Below are 15,878 nucleotides of genomic sequence, written 5' to 3'. Positions count from 1 at the left end.
GGACCGGAGCTCATTTCGGCGTGACGACCAGCAGCAGGTCACCGCCCTGGACCTGTTCCACCTGCGAGATGGCAACCCGTTCCACGGTTCCGGCGACCGGCGCCGTGATGGAGGCTTCCATCTTCATGGCCTCAATCGTGGCAACGGTCTCCCCCGCGGCAACCTCAGCGCCCTGCTTGACCGTGACCGTCACGGCTCCGGCAAACGGAGCCGCTACGTGGCCGGGCTCGGCAGGATCGGCCCGCTCGGCCGTTTTGGTGGTGCTTTCAATGCTGCGGTCCCGCACGGAAACGGGCCGCATCTGCCCGTTCAGCGTGGTCATGACCGTACGCATGCCCTTTTCGTCGGGCTCTGACACCGCGTCCAGCGCTGCAATGAGGCGTACCCCCTTCTCCAGTTCAATGACGTGCTCCTCGCCGCGCCGGAGCCCGTACAGGTAGTCGCGCGTTTCCAGGACCGACACGTCGCCGTAGGTTTCCCGGACGGTGGCGAACTCCTTGGCCGGCCCGGCGAAGAGCAGACGGTTCAGGGTGTCCTGACGGGTGGCGGAGTCTGCACGCAGGCCTGCCTTGTCCACCTCCGTCAGCTCGACGTGGCGGGCCTTGATCTCGCGTCCCTGCAGGGCCTTGGTCCGGAAGGGTTCGGGCCAGCCGCCGGGCGGATCTCCGAGTTCCCCGCTGAGGAAGCCGATGACCGAGTCCGGGATGTCGTAGTTCTGCGGGTTCTCCTCGAAGTCCTCCGGGGAGACGTTGGAACCCACCAGTTGGAGGGCGAGGTCGCCGACAACCTTCGACGACGGCGTGACCTTGACCAGGCGGCCCAGGATCCGGTCGGCGGCGGTGTACATGTCCTCGATGGCCTCGAAGCGCTCCCCCAGCCCCAGGGCGATGGCCTGCTGGCGCAGGTTGGAGAGCTGGCCGCCGGGGATTTCGTGGCGGTACACGCGGCCGGTGGGACCGGCCAGCCCGGATTCGAAGGGCGCGTACACGCGCCGCACGGCTTCCCAGTACGGCTCCAGCGTGCCGACGGCGTCCAGGCTGATCCCGGTGTCCCGCTCGGTGTTGGTCAGCGCGGCGACCAGCGAGGACATGGACGGCTGGCTGGTGGTGCCGGCCAGCGGGGCGCTGGCGACGTCGACCGCGTCGACGCCCGCATCCGCTGCGGCCAGCAGGGTGGCAAGCTGGCCTCCTGCGGTGTCGTGGGTGTGCAGGTGGACGGGCAGGTCGAAGCGCTCCCGCAGCGCCGCTACCAGTTTGGCTGCCGCGGCCGGGCGCAGCAGGCCGGCCATGTCCTTGATGGCGAGGATGTGGGCGCCGGCGTCCACCATCTTCTGTGCCAGGTCCAGGTAGTAGTCCAGCGTGTAGAGATCCTCGTCCGGGCTCAGCATATCCCCGGTGTAGCAGAGTGCCACTTCGGCGACGGCGGTTCCCGTCCTGCGGACGGCCTTGATGGCAGGCTCCATTTGGGAGACGTCGTTCAGCGCGTCGAAGATGCGGAAAATGTCGACGCCGGTCGCGGCGGCCTCCTCGACGAACGCTTCGGTGACTTCGGTGGGATACGGCGTGTACCCCACTGTGTTCCGTCCGCGCAGCAGCATCTGGATGCAGACATTGGGCAGCGCGTGCCGCAGGGCGGCGAGCCGCTCCCAGGGATCCTCCCCCAGGAAGCGCAGGGCGACGTCATAGGTGGCACCGCCCCACGCCTCCACGGAAAGCAGTTCCGGGGTCAGGGCCGCTACCGCCGGTGCGGCCGCCACGAGGTCCCTTGTCCGCACCCGGGTGGCCAGCAGCGACTGGTGGGCATCGCGGAAGGTGGTGTCGGTGACGGCCAGTTCGCGCCGCTGCCGCAGGTCTGCTGCGAAACCCTCCGGCCCCAGCTCCAGGAGCCGCTGCCGCGAGCCCGGCACGGCTTCGGGCAGATCGACGGGCAGCTTCTCCGCGGGGTCGATGTGTGCAACGGGATCGCCGTAGGGCTTGTTGACGGTGACGTCGGCCAGCCAGTTGAGCAGCTTGGTGCCGCGGTCCGCCGAGCCGCGGGCATTGAGAAGTTCGGGGCGTTCCTCGATGAAGGAGGTGGCAACGTCACCGGCAACGAAGTCCGGATCGTCCAAAACAGCCTGTAGGAAGGAAATATTGGTCGCGACACCGCGGATGCGGAACTCGGCCAGTGCCCGACGGGCGCGGTTGACGGCTATGGGGTAGGTGCGGCCCCTGCAGGTCAGCTTGACCAGCATGGAGTCGAAGTGCGGGCTGATTTCTGCGCCTGCGTACACGGTGCCGCCGTCGAGCCGGACCCCGGCACCGCCGGCGGACCGGTACGCCGTGATCCGGCCTACGTCGGGCCGGAACCCGTTGGCCGGATCTTCGGTGGTGATGCGGCACTGCAGGGCGGCTCCGCGGATCTGCAGTTCGTCCTGCCGCAGGCCCAGATCCTCCAGCGTTTCCCCGGCAGCGATCCGCAGCTGGGACTGGACAATGTCCACGTCGGTGATTTCCTCGGTGACCGTGTGTTCCACCTGGACGCGGGGGTTCATTTCGATGAACACGTGCTGGCCGGCCCGTTCTCCCACAGTGTCCACGAGGAACTCGACGGTTCCGGCGTTGACGTACCCCAGCTCCTTGGCGAACTTCACCGCGTCCCGGTAGAGGGCCTGGCGGATGTCGTCGTCCAGGTTCGGGGCAGGGGCGATTTCGACCACCTTCTGGTGGCGGCGCTGCAGGGAGCAGTCCCGTTCAAACAGGTGCACGATGTTTCCCTCGGCATCGGCAAGAACCTGGACCTCAATGTGCCGGGGGCGCAGGACCGCCTGCTCGAGGAACACCGTGGCGTCCCCGAAGGCCGTTTCGGCTTCGCGCATGGCTGCCTGCAGGGCCTCGGGCAGCTTGTCGGCGGTGTCTACCCGCCGCATGCCGCGGCCGCCTCCGCCGGCGACGGCCTTGACGAAGATGGGGAACCCGATGTCCTCCGCTTCGCCGATCAGCTTGTCGACGTCGTCGCTCGGTTCGGTGGAGCGCAGGACCGGGATGCCTGCCTTGCGCGCGGCGTTCAGGGCATGCACCTTGTGGCCGGCCAGCTCCAGGATGTCCGCGGCGGGACCTACGAAGGTGATGCCGGCATCGGCCGCTGCCCGCGCAAGGTTTGCGTTCTCCGAAAGGAATCCGTAGCCGGGGTAGATGGCGTCACAGCCGGATTCCTTGGCTACCCGGATGATTTCATCCACATCCAGGTACGCCCGGACCGGATGCCCCTCCTCCCCGATCAGATAGGCTTCGTCGGCTTTCTGGCGGTGGATGGAGTTGCGGTCCTCGTGGGCAAACACGGCCACGGTCTTGGCGCCCAGTTCATAGGCTGCGCGGAAGGCACGGATGGCAATTTCGCCCCGGTTCGCGACCAATATCTTCGAGAACATGGATCTCCTGCGTCGATTGCGGAAGGGGCATCCGGACAGATGCCGCCGTATACGGATTTTAGCCACGGCACCCCGGAGCACGTCGTGGCCGCAGGTTGCCGGCGGGCGGACTCCAAAGCTGTGGTGTCGAACATCACACGCAACAAGTCTAAGCGCCACCCCTGCAAAAGCCTGCTGCCAAGGTAACGGTTGTCCGTCACATAGAATGAGTCTGCAGCTGTCCTGTGACCCCTAGACACGTTAGGTTTTGGTTCAACAAGTGCAAGTAGTGAGCATCAGCAGCCTAAAGGGCGGCGTGGGCAAGACCTCCGTGACCCTGGGTCTGGCATCCGCCGCGCTGGCCGCGGGCATTCCGACGCTCGTCGTGGACCTGGACCCGCATGCCGATGCCACCACCGGCCTGGGCGTGAGCGCCGGCAACCAGCTGGGAATCGGCGAAATGCTCCGTGCGGCCCGCCGGGCGCAGCTCTCCGACAATGTGGTGCCCAGCGGATGGGTGGCGAACGCCCGCCGCTTCGGCAAGGATTCCGGCGGCCGGAAACCGGTCCTCGACGTGGCCATGGGGTCGGCCTACTCGGGCATCTATGACCGTCCCGACCTGGGCAAACGCGATGTGCGGCGCCTGACCACCCTGCTGTCGCGGGTCACCGGGTACGGATTGGTCCTGATTGACTGCCCGCCGTCGCTGAACGGACTCACCCGCATGGCCTGGACCGCCAGCAACCGCGTCCTGCTGGTGGCAGAGCCGGGACTGTTCTCGGTGGCCGGCACCGAACGCACCATGCGTGCGCTCGAGCTGTTCCGGGCGGAGTTTGCCCCCAACCTGGCCCCCGCGGGGATTATTGCCAACCGTGTACGGCCCAGTTCCAACGAGCACGTCTTCCGGCTGGCCGAAATGAAGCAGATGTTCGGCGACCTGCTGCTCTCCCCCACCGTTGCGGAGCAGGCAAACTGGCAGCAGATCCAGGGCGCGGCCCACTCGGTGCACCATTGGCCGGGCGAGTCTGCCAAGCAGGCGGCAGGGACCTTCGATGCTCTGCTGAAAAACCTGACGGATTCCGGCAGCGTACGCAACCGGGTCATGCGCCGTCCGGTCGCCTAGACCCCGGCCAGGGGTTCACAACAGCTGAATTAACGTAAGAAGGGCATCCCCGCGGGGATGCCCTTCTTACGTTAAGCCTTGTCTAATGTGGTGCCCTAGCTGATCTTGCGTGCGATGCGGCGCTGGCTCAGTTCATCGCCGGGAAAGTCCTGTTCGTTGACGTGCTCACTGGGCAGCTGCGCGAGGCTGCCCTCAACCTCGCGCCAGACCCGGCCCACGGCGATTCCGAAGACCCCTTGTCCGCCCTGGACCAGGTCAATGACCTCGTCGGCGGAAGTGCACTCGTAGACACTGGCGCCGTCACTCATCAGTGTGATCTGCGCCAGGTCTTCCACGCCGCGTTCGCGCAGGTGTTCAACAGCTGTCCGGATCTGCTGGAGCGATACGCCGGTATCCAGCAGCCGCTTGACGACCTTCAGGACCAGGATGTCGCGGAAACCGTAGAGACGCTGGGTCCCGGAACCGGCAGCCCCGCGCACGGCGGGTTCCACCAGGCCGGTGCGGGCCCAGTAATCGAGTTGGCGGTAGGTGATCCCGGCAGCCTTGCAGGCGGTGGGGCCACGGTAGCCTGCATCTTCGTCGAGAAGAGGCAGATCCTCGGTGAACAGCAAGCCCTGGGCGCTCCGGGAAGGGATGTTCCCCGGTGCCACGGCGTGTTCGCCGGCATCGCCTTTCGGACTCACGTGTGCCTCCTAATAACGGTTCCCGTGGGGGTTGGCACTGGCAGGAGCTGTCAGGGCTTCTTCAGTGTGCCCCGAGACTCCCCCCGGTGCAATGGGAACTCTATTCTTCGACGTTAGAACCGACGGGCACCAAGGTCAAAGATGCCGGGAACTTTTTCATCCGCGTGTCGGAGGCAGCACCCGAACGGGCGGTCAGCGTTCGAAGTCTTCCGGTTCGACGTCGGCCAGGAACTCCCGGAACTGGCGCATCTCCTGCTCGGCGTTGTCCTGTTCTTCCTCGGCTTCGGGATCGGCATCGGCAATCCGGACGCCGGCTTCATTGAGGACCTCATCCGCGCAGTAGATGGGGCACGGGATGCGCAGGGCAACGGCAATTGCGTCAGAAGCCCGCGAATTCACTGCGGTGCCGTCTTCGAAGACGATCTCCGCGTGGAATACCGTGTCTTCGACAGAGATCAGCCGGACGAAGGTGACTTCGCGTTTGAGGGCATGGATCAGGTTCACCAGCAGGTCATGGGTCATGGGCCGCGGGGGCACGATCCCCTGCTGCACGAACGCAATGGCGCTGGCTTCCGGTGCGCCGATCCAAATGGGCAGGTGCCGTTCGCCGTTGATTTCCTTGAGCAGGACCAGCGGCTGGTTGGACGGAAGTTCTATCCGAACGCCTACGACTTCCACTTCCTGCATCTCAGCCCTCCATCCGTGCGATCTGGCCGTGTACCAAGGCACTGTGCAGGCTGAGGCAAAGGTCACTGATCTCCCGGGCGGTCTCCGCGGCACGGGCCTTGGAAGCGACGTCGCGGCGGGAGGCCACGGGGGCAACCACGCGTTCCACCAGGCCCAGCTCCCGGTCAGCGGCAGCACGGAACGGACGCAGGTGCCGGGGTTCGATGCCGTGGGCCTCGAGCTGGACGCAGGCTTTGGCCACTTTCAGTGCGTGTTCGTCATAGTTCTCGTCCGCGCCGTTGATCAGGCCGTAGCTGGCCAGGCTGCGCACCAGTTCAGTGCTGGCCCCGGATTCCTGCACGAGTTCGTTGAAGGTCAGGGTCCGGGCGTGGGCGCGGGCCGAGAGCTCTCCGGCCAGCTGGTCCGAAACCACCCGAGGTGCGAGGGACATGCCGCCGGGAAGCGACTCCGGGCGTTCGCCGCGGTCGATCGCATCGAGGTAGTCCTTAATGACTTTCAGCGGGAGGTACTGGTCCCGCTGGAGCGCGAGCACAAACCGCAGGCGTTCCACGTCGGCGGTGGTGTACTTCCGGTACCCGGCAGCGGTGCGCTGCGGCGTCACCAGGCCTTTTTCCTCAAGGAAACGGATCTTGGAAGCGCTGATGGCAGGGAACTCTGCGCTGAGCTCGCTCAGGACCTCACCGATATTCAGCACCCTGCCGCGCAGCCGTTCGGGTCCGGTGGTGCGCCTGACGGACTGTGATGCTGACATGTCTTCTACCTTATCTGCCCAGCGCCGGGGCCTGGGCCTAGTTCCCGGCAGATGCGGGACGGGCAGCGTAAAAAGTGAGACGGAACTTACCGATCTGCACCTCGCTGCCGGTGCGCAGCAGCACGCTGTCCACCCGGTCGTGGTTGACGTATGTGCCGTTCAGGCTCATGGAGTCCACCACCCGGAAGCCCTCCGGGGTGCGGCGGAACTCAACGTGCTTACGCGAAACAGTGACGTCATCGAGGAAGACATCTGCGTTGGGGTGCCGTCCTGCTGTGGTGACGTCCTGGTCCAGGAGGAAGCGTGCACCGGCGTTCGGGCCGCTGTGGGCAATCAGCAGGGCTGAACGTGCCGGGAGCGCGGCGACTGCTGCCCGCTCGTCCGGGGTCAGCTTGGGCTCCACCGTGGTGGAATCCGACATCGGGGGAAGACTGATGGATGTGGTGTCTTCCGCGCTGGGCGCCCGTCGGTTGCCCGCCCGTTCGGCGCTGTACTGCTCGCCCGCCATGTGCAATTTCCTCCCCAAAAAAGAAAACTGATCAGCCAAATATGTCTGGCTGACCCGGTTCCGATGACTGTTTCTGCCTTACGTGCTGTATCAGCCTACCCGTTACCGGCCCCGTGCGGCACTGGTTTACAAGTACTCCTTGCTGCTTTCGCACGCCGGGGCACGAATTCGCCCGGACCCGGCTGCCGGGTGGACGCTGCCGCATGCCCGGCACGGCAGCCTCCCGCAGGGGATGCGTCAGCCGGGCTCCGGGGTCTGCTGGTGATGGATTAGGCGGGCCGTACCGTCCTCGAGCAGATAGCTGGACAGTAATACGGCCGAATATTCGTCCGTGCCGCGCCGGCCGGAGAAACGGTAGGCGATGCTGGCAGTATCCACCGACGCGAAATGCCAGAACGAGGCGATGTCAATCGCGTCCCAGGGGTCGGACGCGGCAATAGCAGCGACGCACTCTCCCTTATTCAGCACGGCTCCCGGCACCACCACCAGTGCGTCCCGGTGCAGCAGCTCCTCGTAGGCAGGGGCCCCCTCGAGGGCCAGCCGGCGTTCCAGCCGCTCAAGTTCCCCGCGGGCAAGATCTTCCGGAATGCCGTTAGTCATCTCCGTTCACCCACTGCACAAGCTGGACGATCAAACCGTTTGGATCGCGGTACTGGGCAAACCTCTCACCCCAGGGCTCGGTGTGCGGGGGTGTCACCACGTCAACGCCGTCGGACACGAACTTCTCATGGACCGGATCGAGATGCTCGACGACGTGGACCAGCAGCAGTCCGTCCCGGGCCCTGCCTGCAGCCTCGGGCGGACGGAACGTCGGGAGTCCGGTGCGGAGGAAGATGAGGTTCGATCCCCCGTCCAGGTGCCGGAGCGAGATGAATCCGTCGTCTTCCATCTCGACGGCGTACCCGAGACGCTCAATGAAGAATGCTGCCGACGCGGCCGGATCCGGGACATTCAGCGAGACGGCAAACGCGGTGACGGTGTTCGGCATGGCGGTCCTTTCCGTGGGCGGTTCACTTCCGGTGTAGGGCAGTTCATCGGGCCGGTGCGCCGAACCAGCGCGTCACCGCCGCCAGCAGGTCATCCTGCCGGTCGCCGACCCAGGCCACGTGGCCGTCCGGGCGCAGCAGCACCCCGGAGGGCACCGCGCCCGGGCCGGCGTCGGTCACCGTATCGATCCGGTCCCCCCATCCGGTGAGCGACAGGGAGCCGGTCCGCTCCAGCAGCAGGCCGCGTCCGGCATGCATCCGATCGTAGAGCCGTCCGTTCGTCAATGACAGGTCCGGCAGCCGGCGGCCGAGTAGTTCGTGTCCGTCGCCGACGTCGTACCGGATCGCCGTGGCCGTGATTTTCTCGATCAGGTGCCGGTTCACCTCGTTGAAGTCCATCAGTTCCGCCAGCAGCCGCCGCACTGCCTGCGGTCCCGGCTCCGTGGACGTCAGCTCCGACTGGGCACGCGTATTCTCCAGGACGGCTGCGGCTGCGGGCCGCCGTTCGGCATCGTAGGTGTCCAGCAGATCCGGCGGCGCCCATCCCTTCACTGCTCCGGCCAGTTTCCAGCCGAGGTTGAACGCGTCCTGGAGGCCCAGATTGAGTCCCTGCCCGCCGAAGGGCGGGTGGATGTGCGCAGCGTCGCCGGCCAGCAGGACCCGGCCGGAACGGTAGCGTTCGGCCAGCCGCGTGGCATCACCGAACCGGGAGAGCCAGCGCGGGGAATGTGCGCCGAAGTCGGTGCCCGCATACTCGTGCAGCTGGGTACGGAGTTCGTCGAGGGTAGGTGCGCCGCGGTCCACCCCCTCGGCCGGCACCACCACGCTGTAGAGGCCGTCTCCCAGCGGGGCTGCGCCGAAGTCCTTGTGCTTTTCGCGGACCTCGGCCACCACGGCTATGACGGTCTCCTCGGATTCGGCCAGCTGCACCTCCCCCAGCAGCCGGTCCTGCCGGCTGGGTTGGCCGGGGAAGCCGATGCGTGCCAGTTTGCGCACCGTGCTGCGCCCGCCGTCGCAGCCGACCAGGTAACGTGCCCGAACCTGTCCTCCGCCGCGGAGCCGGACCGTGACGCCGTCGTCGTCCTGGTCCAGGCCCGCCACTTCCTGTCCGCGGCGGAGTTCGACGCCGGCGGCGAGCGCGGATTCGGCCAGCAACCGTTCCGTGACGGGCTGGGGAATGCCCAGGACATACGGGTAGCTGGTATCGAGCCCGTCGGGAGTGTCCTTGAGGATGCCGGCGAAGAATCCGCCGAGCGGATACCTGCGGCCGTGGTCCAGGAACGGCCCGACCAGGCCCCGCTGGTCCAGTATCTCCAGGCTGCGCGCATGCAGGCCGCCGGCGCGGACCACTGTGGTCTGCTGCTCGTCCCGCTCAAGCACCAGCACATCCACGCCGTGCAGCCGTAGCTCGCGGGCGAGGAAAACCCCCGTCGGGCCGCCGCCGGCGATGATCACGTCCCTCGAGTCGCGCATGGCGTCTCCTTCTAATCAGTGCCCACCCGGAGGATCCGGTCGTCGTCGGGAGCTGGCTGTCCGCGGCCGTCCGTGTTGTTGGTCAGGATCCAGACACTGCCGTCCGGAACATCGACGACATCGCGCAGCCGGCCATACCCGCCGGCGAGGCGCTCCGTGGACGTACCGAGGGCGTTGAGCGGGACTTCCCGCAGCCGCTCCCCGCGCAGGTTCGCGATGTACAGGGAGCCGCCCGCCACGGCGATTCCGCTCGGGCTCGCTTGGCCGGGCGTCCACTGCTGCACCGGGTCGGTGAAGCCTTCCTCGCCGGCGGTGCCCTCGACCTCCGGCCAGCCGTAGTTCCCTCCGGCCTGGATGACGTTCAGTTCATCCCAGGTGTCCTGCCCGAACTCGCTCGCATAAAGGATCCCGCCGCCGTCCCAGGCGATGCCCTGCGGGTTGCGGTGCCCGTAGCTGTAGACCAGTGTTCCGGGGAAGGGGTTGTCCTCAGGGACCCTGCCGTCCGGGTCCATCCGCAGAATCTTGCCGGAGAGCGAATCCCGGTCCTGCGCGCTGTCCCGGTTCCCGGCGTCGCCCGTAGTGGCGTAGAGCATCCCGTCCGGGCCGAACGCGATGCGTCCGCCGTTGTGGACCGGGCCGGCGGGGATGCCGTCGAGCACGGTTTCGGTGTCCTCCAGCGCCAGTGCACCGGGTGCGCCGGTGATCCGGTGGCGTTCGATCCGGTTTTCGCCGTCCGCGGTGAAGTAGGTGTACAGGTAGCCGTCCTGCACGGCGATGCCGAGAAGCCCGCCTTCTCCCCTGCCGCCGGCGCCCTCGATGGTGCCGGCCCCGCGGGCGGTCCCGCCGGCGTCGAGCTCCAGGATGCGTGCCGAGTCGCGCTCGCTGACCAGCGGGATGCCCTCGTGGAAGGCGATGGACCAGGGTGCCTCGAGGTCCGTGGCCAGGACTTCCGGGGCGGCGGGGGCCGCTGCTCCGGCGGTACCGGTGGCGGCCGGCGGCGCGGGCTGCTCTTCTGCCGGCGTGCATCCGGTGAGCACGCCGGCGACGACGGCGGCTACTGCGCCCAGGACCGAGGCCAGGCGCGTCCGGGGTGCCCTAGTCACTGCTCATGCCGCAGGTGAGGTTTGCCCCGTTCATACTCGCGGATCCGCCCTCGGCCAGAAAGACGGCGGCATCCGCGACGTCCTCAAGGGTGGGCAGGGTCCCCGTGGTGGTAAGGGACTCCAGGAAGCCGGTAAACTCGTCCAGCGCCATCGGCAGGTCCGGTGTGCTGCCGATGGTTTCCGCAATGCGCTGCGGACGGAGGCAGACCGCCCTTACCCCGGAGCGGCCCAGCTCCGCGGCAAAGGTCCGCGTCAGCGCCTCGACGGCGGAGCATGCCGCTGCGAAGCCTCCTACACCGGCGATGGACACCCGTGCCGGAGAGGCGGACAGCAGCAGGATGGTTCCGCTTCCGCGCGCCGCCATGTGGACGGCAGCGGCCCGCGAGGTGAGGAAATGTGTCCGCAGCCAGCCCGCAGCAGGTGCGACGACGGCGGCTGCGTGCGCGTCCACCGCCGCCGGATCGGACGCGTCGACTTCCGCGGCCTGCACATCCCCTGCCCCCAGGAACCGCGCCCGGTCCGCCGTCGCATTGACCGCGTCCAGATGACGGCCGGCCAGGAACAGCCCCGCTCCCCTGCGGGCGAACGCGTCGGCCACGGCACCGCCCACCGCGCCGGCCGCTCCGTGGATGATGACTGTCTGAGATGGGGTGTCTGCCGCCATGGACCTGCTCCTGTCTCGGGAGGATGCTGGATACCAACCGTCCGGTGGGCTGACGCTAGCAGGGCCGGACACCGCAGTCACCCGGGTGCCGGTCCTGAAGGTTCCCGAATAAGGATTGGAGCAGGGTGTGGAGATCCTTTTCATCCATGGCGCAGGGGGCTGGGTCGAGGACCGGTCGATGGCCGAGGCGCTGCACGGATTCCTGGGGGCACCGGTGTCGGCTCCCCGGTTTCCGGACGAGGACATGTCGGCCGCAGCCTGGCGCAGCGAAATTGAACGGCACCGCGAATCCCTGGGACCGGAGCTGGTGATTGTCGGGCATTCGTTCGGAGCTTCAATGGCCCTGCTTCACTTCACCGATGACCTCCGGGGCGCACCGCCGCTCGGGCTGGTTTTTCTCGCGATGCCGTTCTGGGGCACCGAGGGCTGGCAGGCGGAATACGCCCTACCCGCCGATGCGGAGCCGCCGGCCGGTTTCCCGATCTGGCTGCACCACTGTGTCGACGACGAGGTGGTGCCCGTCGACCACCTCGACCGGCACGCTGCCCGGCTGCCGCAGGCCCGGGTCCGCCGGCACGATTCCGGCGGACACCAGTTCGAGGGGCGGATGGCCGCCGTCGCCGACGATGTTGCCTCGGTCAACGGATGATCCGGCACTTTCTACCCACGCCGACCGACCGATCCGGGCACCGTCTTAACGACAAAAGCCTGACAAAGCTTTCGCTTCATCAGGCTTACCGTCGGGTTGACAGGATTTGAACCTGCGACCCCTTGACCCCCAGTCAAGTGCGCTACCAAGCTGCGCCACAACCCGCAGTTCTTCCGGAATCCCTCCCGGCTGAACCACCTGAAATACCTTACACCACAACTGGCCATTCCGTCGCATCGGGCGTTCCGGGCGGGCTGAAACACGCAAAACCCCGGCCCCACTCCCCCAAAAGGGACCGGAACCGGGGTTCACGACGCGAAGAGACTTAGCGCTTGCTGTTCTTGCCGCGCTTCTCCCGTACGCGCATGCTGACCTCGATGGGCGTGCCCTCGAAGCCGAACGTTTCGCGCAGCCGGCGGGTGATGAACCGGCGGTACCCGGGGTCCAGGAATCCGGTGGTGAACAGCACGAACTTCGGCGGACGCGACGAGGCCTGTGTGCCGAAGAGGATGCGGGGCTGCTTGCCGCCGCGCACGGGGTGCGGGTGGGCCGCCACCAGTTCGCCGAGGAAGGCGTTGAGCTTGCCGGTGGGGATGCGCTTGTCCCAATTCTCCAAGGCGGTGTCCAGCGCGGGCACCAGCTTGTCCTTGTGCCAGCCGGTCTTGGCCGAGATGTTCACGTGCGGAGCCCATTCGACGTGGGCCAGGTCGCGCTCGATCTCGGTCTTGAGGTAGCGGCGGCGGTCGTCGTCGAGCAGGTCCCACTTGTTGAAGGCGAGGACCAGGGCACGGCCGGATTCGATGGCCAGCTGCAGGATGCGGACATCCTGCTCGCTGAGGACTTCGTCCACGGCCAGCAGTACGACGGCGACCTCGGCCTTTTCCAAGGCGGCCTGCGTGCGCAGGGACGCGTAGAAGTCGGCGCCCTGGGCCATGTGCTGGCGGCGGCGGATGCCGGCGGTGTCCACGAAGCGCCACGTGCGGCCGCCGAGTTCGATCATTTCATCCACCGGATCGCGGGTGGTGCCGGCAAGATCGTCGACCACCACGCGCTCGGACCCGGCCAGCTTGTTCAGCAGCGAGGACTTGCCCACGTTCGGGCGGCCGATCAGGGCGATGCGGCGCGGGCCGCCGGAACGGTCCAGTCCGCCGTAGGCCGAGTACTCGGGCAGGACCTCCATCACGGCGTCCAGCATGTCGGCGGTGCCGCGGCCGTGCAGGGCGGAGACCGGGAACGGCTCGCCGAAGCCCAGACCCCAGAGGGCGGCTGCATCGGCTTCGTTCTGGATGTCGTCCACCTTATTGGCCACCACAACGACGGGCTTCTTTTTGCCGCGCAGCATCCGCACCACGGCTTCGTCCGTTGCGGTGATGCCGACGGTCGCGTCGACCACCAGCATGACGGCATCGGCGTGGTCGACGGCGATTTCGGCCTGGCCGGCCACCCGGGCGTGGATGCCGCGGGCATCGTGCTCCCAGCCGCCGGTGTCCACCAGCGTGAAGTTCACGCCGTTCCAGGTGGCCGGGTAGGACACCCGGTCGCGGGTGACGCCGGGGGTGTCTTCGACCACGGCTTCGCGCCGGCCGAGGATGCGGTTGACCAGGGTGGACTTGCCGACGTTCGGGCGTCCGACGATCGCGACCACCGGATCCTGCCGGAGCGGGGCGTCTTCGTCGTATTCTTCGAAGCCGCCGGCGAGCAGCGCGGCGTCGTCTTCGTCAAGTTCGTAGTCGTCGAGGCCGGCGCGGAGGGATCGGGCGCGGGTATCGGCCTCGTCGTCGTCCATTGCCGCGAGGCGCTCGTCGATCGAGTCTTCTCCGGCGGGGACGTATTCGTCCGTGGAGATCCCGTCACCGGCGGTGTCGTCGTTGAGAGGTTTCATTGAATTGCTTTCTTTCCGTTGAGGTCTGCAGCACTGCGCATACAGGCCGTCGCCGGACGTTCAGCCCGGTAAGTGTGAGGGAGGATCATACGGCGGTGCCGCCCGGTGTCCTCTTCCCATTGAAACACGGGCGGGTGCCCGCGGATGGTGTCCTGGTCTCCGGCAAGGAGTCAGTGGGTGCTGGTGAAAACCACATCCAGTACCGCCGAGACGGTCTCCTCGAAGTCCAGATCCGAGGAATCGATGGTGACGACGCCGTCGGCTGCCTGCTGGAAGTCCACCACGGTGGAGTCCTTGGCATCGCGGACCAGGACCTGCTCCTTCAGGGCCGCAGCGGTCTGCGTGCCGCCGAGCTGGATGCCGCGGCGGCGGAGCCGGGCTTCCTCGCTGGCGGTGAGCAGGATCCGGACTTCGGCATGCGGGGCCACCACGGTGGTGATGTCCCGGCCCTCGGCCACAATCCGCAGCCCGGAGTCCCGGATCAGCTGCTGCTGGCGGCGGACCAGTTCCGCACGTGCGCCCAGTGTCGTGGCGACGGCGCTGACTGAAGAGGACACCACGGGTTCACGGATGGCGTCAGTGACGTCGCGCCCGGAGACCCGGACCCATTCCTCGTCCGGGGACAGGCTCAGCGCAATGTCGGCGTTTTCGGCAGCGGATTCGACGGCCACGGAGTCGGTCAGATCAATGCCGGCCTCCATGCAGGAGAGCGTGACCGCACGGTACATGGCACCGGTGTCGAGGTACGCAGCATGCAGGCGGCGTGCTACTTCCCGGCTGATGCTGGACTTGCCCGAACCTGACGGTCCGTCGATGGCCACCACCAGCGGCTTCCCCTGCCGGAACTGGGCCGGATCAACTGTTGAACTCACTGCACTACCTTCCACCCGCGGGCGCTTAATTCAGAAACAAGGTCATTCACCCGGCCTGGAAGGACGGAGATTTCCACCCGTCCCAGCTGCCGGCCGGAGGCATGCTCCAGGCGCAGGTCCTCCAGGTTCACTCCGATTTCACCGATCTCGGTGAGCAGGCGGGCGATCTGTCCCGGCGTGTCATCCACCAGCACGGTGAAGGACACGAAGGTCTGCGCCGGCCCGCCGTGCTTGCCCGGGATACGGGCCTGCCCGGCGTTGCCCTCTGCGATCAGCTGCGCCATGTCCAGCCGTGCACCGTCCGCCACCGGGTCCTCGAGGGTCCGGATCAGCCGGTTCAGGTCTTCGCGGACCCCGTGCAGGATCGGCACCAGCCGTCCGGCGTTGCCGCTGAGGATCTGCACCCAGAGGTTCGGATCGCTCGCGGCGATCCGGGTTACGTCCCGCAGTCCGTTGCCGGACAGGGCCAGGGACTGCGGCGGGGTTTCCTGCAGCCGGCTGGCCACCAGGGAGGCCATGACCTGCGGCAGGTGCGAGGTCAGCGCCACGGAGGCGTCGTGGTCTTCGGCGGACATCCGCGAGACCACGGCGCCCAGATCGAAGGCAAGGGCCTGTGCGCGGCGCACCGCCTCCGGTGCGGCCTCCGGCGGCGGGCAGATCACCCAGGGCATCCCGTTGAACAGTTCCGCCCGCGCGGCGACCGGCCCGGATTTTTCCCGGCCTGCCATTGGGTGGGTGCCCACGTAGCGGCTGAGATCGGCGTCCCGCTCCCGCAGATCGGCCACGACGGCGGACTTGACGCTGGCAATGTCGACGACGACGGCGGCGGGCCAGTCCTTCAGTGCCGACGCCGCGAGGGCAGCGGTGACGTCCGGCGGTGCCGCGACAACCACAAGGGCCGGCTCGAAGCTTTCCTGGACGGAGCTGAGCAGCCGTCCGGCGCCGATGTCGCGGGCCACTGCCTCTGTCGAGGGAGACAGGTCCGAGAGCACCACGTCCACGCCCCGGGCCGACAGCCCGAGGCCGATGCTGGTGCCCAGCAGTCCCGTACCTATAATCAGCACGGATCCGGACAGATGCGTGCCCCCGTCAGCGGCAGCGGCCATGGG

General features: G+C 67.3%; 15 protein-coding genes and 1 tRNA gene. 2 read left to right on the top strand and 14 right to left on the bottom strand.

Going from position 1 to position 15,878, the window contains the following annotated elements:
• Nucleotides 1-10: 10 nt before the first annotated feature.
• The gene (locus AC5RT8_RS00215) at nt 11-3,409 is read right to left on the bottom strand and encodes a pyruvate carboxylase (RefSeq protein ID WP_494093700.1); all 3,399 of its coding nucleotides are present in this window, start codon (nt 3,407-3,409) and stop codon (nt 11-13) included.
• Nucleotides 3,410-3,668: 259 nt separating this feature from the next.
• Here AC5RT8_RS00215 and AC5RT8_RS00210 point away from each other — a divergent pair, with 259 nt between their 5' ends.
• A complete protein-coding gene (locus AC5RT8_RS00210) occupies nt 3,669-4,511 on the top strand; it encodes a ParA family protein (RefSeq protein WP_494093699.1) in 843 nt (280 codons plus the stop codon).
• 95 nt (nt 4,512-4,606) lie between these two features.
• Here the strand turns inward: AC5RT8_RS00210 and AC5RT8_RS00205 are convergent, their stop codons facing one another.
• The 9 genes from AC5RT8_RS00205 to AC5RT8_RS00165 all read right to left on the bottom strand — a co-directional run bounded on the left by AC5RT8_RS00205 (nt 4,607) and on the right by AC5RT8_RS00165 (nt 11,366).
• Entirely contained in the window at nt 4,607-5,194 is a 588-nt protein-coding gene (locus AC5RT8_RS00205) for a MerR family transcriptional regulator (protein ID WP_494093698.1), read from the bottom strand.
• A gap of 192 nt (nt 5,195-5,386) precedes the next feature.
• The gene (locus tag AC5RT8_RS00200; RefSeq protein WP_494093697.1) at nt 5,387-5,881 is read right to left on the bottom strand and encodes a bifunctional nuclease family protein; all 495 of its coding nucleotides are present in this window, start codon (nt 5,879-5,881) and stop codon (nt 5,387-5,389) included.
• Between the two features lies 1 nt (nt 5,882).
• Nucleotides 5,883-6,632 carry a transcriptional regulator FtsR gene (gene ftsR, locus AC5RT8_RS00195; protein ID WP_494093696.1) on the bottom strand — a complete coding sequence of 250 codons (750 nt, stop codon included), beginning with the start codon at nt 6,630-6,632 and terminating at the stop codon, nt 5,883-5,885.
• Nucleotides 6,633-6,669: 37 nt separating this feature from the next.
• On the bottom strand, nt 6,670-7,140 hold the full coding sequence (locus tag AC5RT8_RS00190; RefSeq protein WP_494093695.1) for an FHA domain-containing protein: 471 nt from the start codon (nt 7,138-7,140) through the stop codon (nt 6,670-6,672).
• Between the two features lie 237 nt (nt 7,141-7,377).
• Nucleotides 7,378-7,740 carry a hypothetical protein gene (locus AC5RT8_RS00185; protein ID WP_494093694.1) on the bottom strand — a complete coding sequence of 121 codons (363 nt, stop codon included), beginning with the start codon at nt 7,738-7,740 and terminating at the stop codon, nt 7,378-7,380.
• Nucleotides 7,733-8,128, bottom strand: a complete 396-nt coding sequence (locus AC5RT8_RS00180; protein ID WP_494093693.1) for a VOC family protein — start codon at nt 8,126-8,128, stop codon at nt 7,733-7,735. The genes AC5RT8_RS00185 and AC5RT8_RS00180 overlap by 8 nt, the downstream gene beginning before the upstream one ends.
• Nucleotides 8,129-8,171: 43 nt before the next feature.
• Complete coding sequence (locus AC5RT8_RS00175; protein ID WP_494093692.1) at nt 8,172-9,599, bottom strand: FAD-dependent oxidoreductase; 1,428 nt, start codon at nt 9,597-9,599, stop codon at nt 8,172-8,174.
• A gap of 11 nt (nt 9,600-9,610) precedes the next feature.
• Nucleotides 9,611-10,702, bottom strand: coding sequence for a PQQ-dependent sugar dehydrogenase (locus AC5RT8_RS00170; protein ID WP_494093691.1), 1,092 nt, complete (start codon nt 10,700-10,702; stop codon nt 9,611-9,613).
• A complete protein-coding gene (locus AC5RT8_RS00165) occupies nt 10,695-11,366 on the bottom strand; it encodes an SDR family oxidoreductase (protein WP_494093690.1) in 672 nt (223 codons plus the stop codon). Before AC5RT8_RS00165 ends, AC5RT8_RS00170 begins: the two co-directional genes overlap by 8 nt.
• A 127-nt stretch (nt 11,367-11,493) precedes the next feature.
• Here AC5RT8_RS00165 and AC5RT8_RS00160 point away from each other — a divergent pair, with 127 nt between their 5' ends.
• Nucleotides 11,494-12,015: an alpha/beta fold hydrolase gene (locus AC5RT8_RS00160; protein WP_494093689.1), complete on the top strand. Its 522-nt coding sequence runs from the start codon at nt 11,494-11,496 to the stop codon at nt 12,013-12,015.
• A gap of 91 nt (nt 12,016-12,106) precedes the next feature.
• Here AC5RT8_RS00160 and AC5RT8_RS00155 read toward each other — a convergent pair.
• From AC5RT8_RS00155 to AC5RT8_RS00140, 4 genes are all read right to left on the bottom strand, one after another.
• Nucleotides 12,107-12,180: transfer RNA gene (locus AC5RT8_RS00155), tRNA-Pro, on the bottom strand.
• A gap of 160 nt (nt 12,181-12,340) precedes the next feature.
• The gene (der, locus tag AC5RT8_RS00150; RefSeq protein WP_494093688.1) at nt 12,341-13,897 is read right to left on the bottom strand and encodes a ribosome biogenesis GTPase Der; all 1,557 of its coding nucleotides are present in this window, start codon (nt 13,895-13,897) and stop codon (nt 12,341-12,343) included.
• A gap of 170 nt (nt 13,898-14,067) precedes the next feature.
• A complete protein-coding gene (gene cmk, locus AC5RT8_RS00145; RefSeq protein WP_494093687.1) occupies nt 14,068-14,769 on the bottom strand; it encodes a (d)CMP kinase in 702 nt (233 codons plus the stop codon).
• Nucleotides 14,766-15,875 (bottom strand): prephenate dehydrogenase, encoded by a 1,110-nt coding sequence (locus AC5RT8_RS00140; RefSeq protein WP_494093686.1) that lies wholly within the window; start codon nt 15,873-15,875, stop codon nt 14,766-14,768. The genes cmk and AC5RT8_RS00140 overlap by 4 nt, the downstream gene beginning before the upstream one ends.
• Nucleotides 15,876-15,878 lie beyond the last annotated feature (3 nt).

It is taken from the genome of Arthrobacter sp. Ms25 (assembly GCF_059090365.1).
The sequence above is the reverse complement of the archived record's forward strand: the minus strand, read 5'-3'. Positions and strand labels throughout refer to the sequence as shown.

Coding starts and splice junctions, on each gene's coding strand:
- AC5RT8_RS00215 (WP_494093700.1), bottom strand. CDS start 3,409: ATGTTCTCGAAGATATTGGTCGCGAACCGGGGCGAAATTGCCATCCGT.
- AC5RT8_RS00200 (WP_494093697.1), bottom strand. CDS start 5,881: ATGCAGGAAGTGGAAGTCGTAGGCGTTCGGATAGAACTTCCGTCCAAC.
- ftsR (WP_494093696.1), bottom strand. CDS start 6,632: ATGTCAGCATCACAGTCCGTCAGGCGCACCACCGGACCCGAACGGCTG.
- AC5RT8_RS00190 (WP_494093695.1), bottom strand. CDS start 7,140: ATGGCGGGCGAGCAGTACAGCGCCGAACGGGCGGGCAACCGACGGGCG.
- AC5RT8_RS00185 (WP_494093694.1), bottom strand. CDS start 7,740: ATGACTAACGGCATTCCGGAAGATCTTGCCCGCGGGGAACTTGAGCGG.
- AC5RT8_RS00180 (WP_494093693.1), bottom strand. CDS start 8,128: ATGCCGAACACCGTCACCGCGTTTGCCGTCTCGCTGAATGTCCCGGAT.
- AC5RT8_RS00175 (WP_494093692.1), bottom strand. CDS start 9,599: ATGCGCGACTCGAGGGACGTGATCATCGCCGGCGGCGGCCCGACGGGG.
- AC5RT8_RS00165 (WP_494093690.1), bottom strand. CDS start 11,366: ATGGCGGCAGACACCCCATCTCAGACAGTCATCATCCACGGAGCGGCC.
- der (WP_494093688.1), bottom strand. CDS start 13,897: ATGAAACCTCTCAACGACGACACCGCCGGTGACGGGATCTCCACGGAC.
- AC5RT8_RS00140 (WP_494093686.1), bottom strand. CDS start 15,875: ATGGCCGCTGCCGCTGACGGGGGCACGCATCTGTCCGGATCCGTGCTG.